The 2,080-nt window shown below is 72.1% G+C and carries 1 protein-coding gene; it reads left to right on the forward strand.

Going from position 1 to position 2,080, the window contains the following annotated elements; translation table 11 throughout:
* The coding region (locus A9X05_RS07815) for a condensation domain-containing protein (RefSeq protein WP_156736548.1) at positions 1-2,080 on the forward strand (2,080 nt) is incomplete at both ends.

The raw sequence follows: 2,080 nt of genomic DNA on the forward strand, positions 1-2,080 counted from the left end.
GCCGGCCGGGGCCTGGCGTACGGGTATGTGGGCCGGTCCGGGCTGTCCGCCACCCGGTTTGTGGCGTGCCCGTTCGGCGGGTCCGGTGCGCGCATGTACCGCACCGGCGACCTGGTGCGCTGGGGCGCCGACGGCCAGCTGCAGTACATGGGCCGCGCCGACGAGCAGGTCAAGATCCGCGGGTACCGCATCGAGCTCGGCGAGGTGCACGCCGCCCTGGCCGCGCTGGACGGCGTCAACGAGGCGGCCGTGATCGCCCGCGAGGACCGCCCCGGCGACAAGCGCCTGGTGGGCTACGTGACCGGGACCGCCGACCCGGCCGAGATCCGCAATCAGCTCGGCGAGCGGCTGCCGACCTACATGGTGCCCACCGCGGTGGTGGTGCTCGAGGCGCTGCCGCTGACCGTCAACGGCAAACTCGACACCCGCGCGCTGCCGGCGCCGGAATACTCCGACTCCGATCACTACCGCGCCCCGAGCTCCGCCATCGAGGAGATCCTGGCCGGCATCTACGCCCAGGTGCTCGGAGTCGAGCGGGTCGGCGTCGACGATTCGTTCTTCGACCTCGGCGGCGACAGCATCCTGTCGATGCAGGTGGTCGCCCGCGCCCGGGCGGCCGGCGTCGTCTGCCGCCCGCGCGACATCTTCGTCGAGCAGAGCGTGGCCCGGCTGGCCCGGGTGGCCTCGCTGGCCACCGACGACGACGTGGTCGACGAGGGCATCGGGCCGGTGATCGCGACCCCGATCATGCGCTGGCTGCACAGCGTCGACGGCCCGGTCGAGCAGTTCAACCAGACGATGGTGGTGCAGGCCCCGGCGGGGGTCGGCGAAGCCGACGTCGTACTGGTGCTGCAGGCTTTGCTGGATCGGCACGCGATGCTACGGCTGCGGGTCGACGACGACGGCGCGGGTGGCTGGTCGCTGCGGGTGTCCGAGGTTGGCGAAGTCGACGCCGCCGGTTGCGTGCACACCGTGGAGACGCTGTCCGACGCGGCGTTGTCGACGGCGGTCGCGCAGCTGAACCCGGCCAGCGGCGCGATGCTGCGCGCGGTGTGGGTGCCCGGTACCGGCCAGCTGGCGCTGATCATCCACCACCTGGCCGTCGACGGCGTGTCATGGCGAATCCTGTTGGAAGACTTGAACATCGCGTGGGCTCAACACCACAGCGGGCAGCCGGTGGCGCTGCCGGTGGCCGGCATGTCGTTCGCGCGGTGGTCGTCGCTGCTGGCGGAGCACGCGCGCCGACCGGAGGTCGCCGAGACGGCCGACGCGTGGCGGCAGATCTCGTCGACCCCGGCCCCGTTGCCGTCGGTGCGGCCCGACATCGACACCTACGTCAGTGCGGGACAGCTGTCGGTGTCGCTGGACGCCGACACCACCCGGTTGTTGCTGGGCGAGGTGCCCGCGGCGTTCCACGCCGGCGTGCAGGACATCCTGCTGATCGCGTTCGGGTTGGCCTGGGCGCAGTTCGTGGGCACCGGCGCACCGATCGGTATCGACGTCGAGGGCCACGGCCGCCAAGAGGAGTTGGGGCCGCACGTGGACCTGTCCCGCACCGTGGGCTGGTTCACCACCAAGTACCCGGTCGCCTTGCAGATCGGCGGGTTGTCCTGGGGGCAGGTCGTCGCGGGTGAGGCGGAGTTGGGGGCACTGGTCAAGGACGCCAAGGAACAGCTGCGCGCCCTGCCCGACGGCCTGACCTACGGGCTGCTGCGCTACCTGAACCCCGACGTCGAACTGGACGTGTCGGACCCGGTGATCGGGTTCAACTACCTCGGGCGGCTGGGCGGCGCCGGCGACCTGTCCAGCGAACTGTGGCGGCTCGACCAGGACAGCCTGGCGTCCGCCGGCGCGGCGACCGCGGTGCCGATGCCGTTGCCGCACACCGTCGAACTCAACGCAGGCACCCTGGACACCGCGGGCGGCCCGCTCCTGCAGGCCAACTGGACCTGGGCGCGCTCCGCGCTCGACGAGGCCCAGGTGGCCCGCCTGAGCGAATTGTGGTTCGACGCGCTGAGCGGCATCTGCAGTCACGTCCGCAGCGGTGGCGGCGGCCTGACGCCATCGGACCTGGCCCCCG

This window comes from Mycobacterium sp. E3298 (genome assembly GCF_001666895.1).
GTDB lineage: Bacteria > Actinomycetota > Actinomycetes > Mycobacteriales > Mycobacteriaceae > Mycobacterium.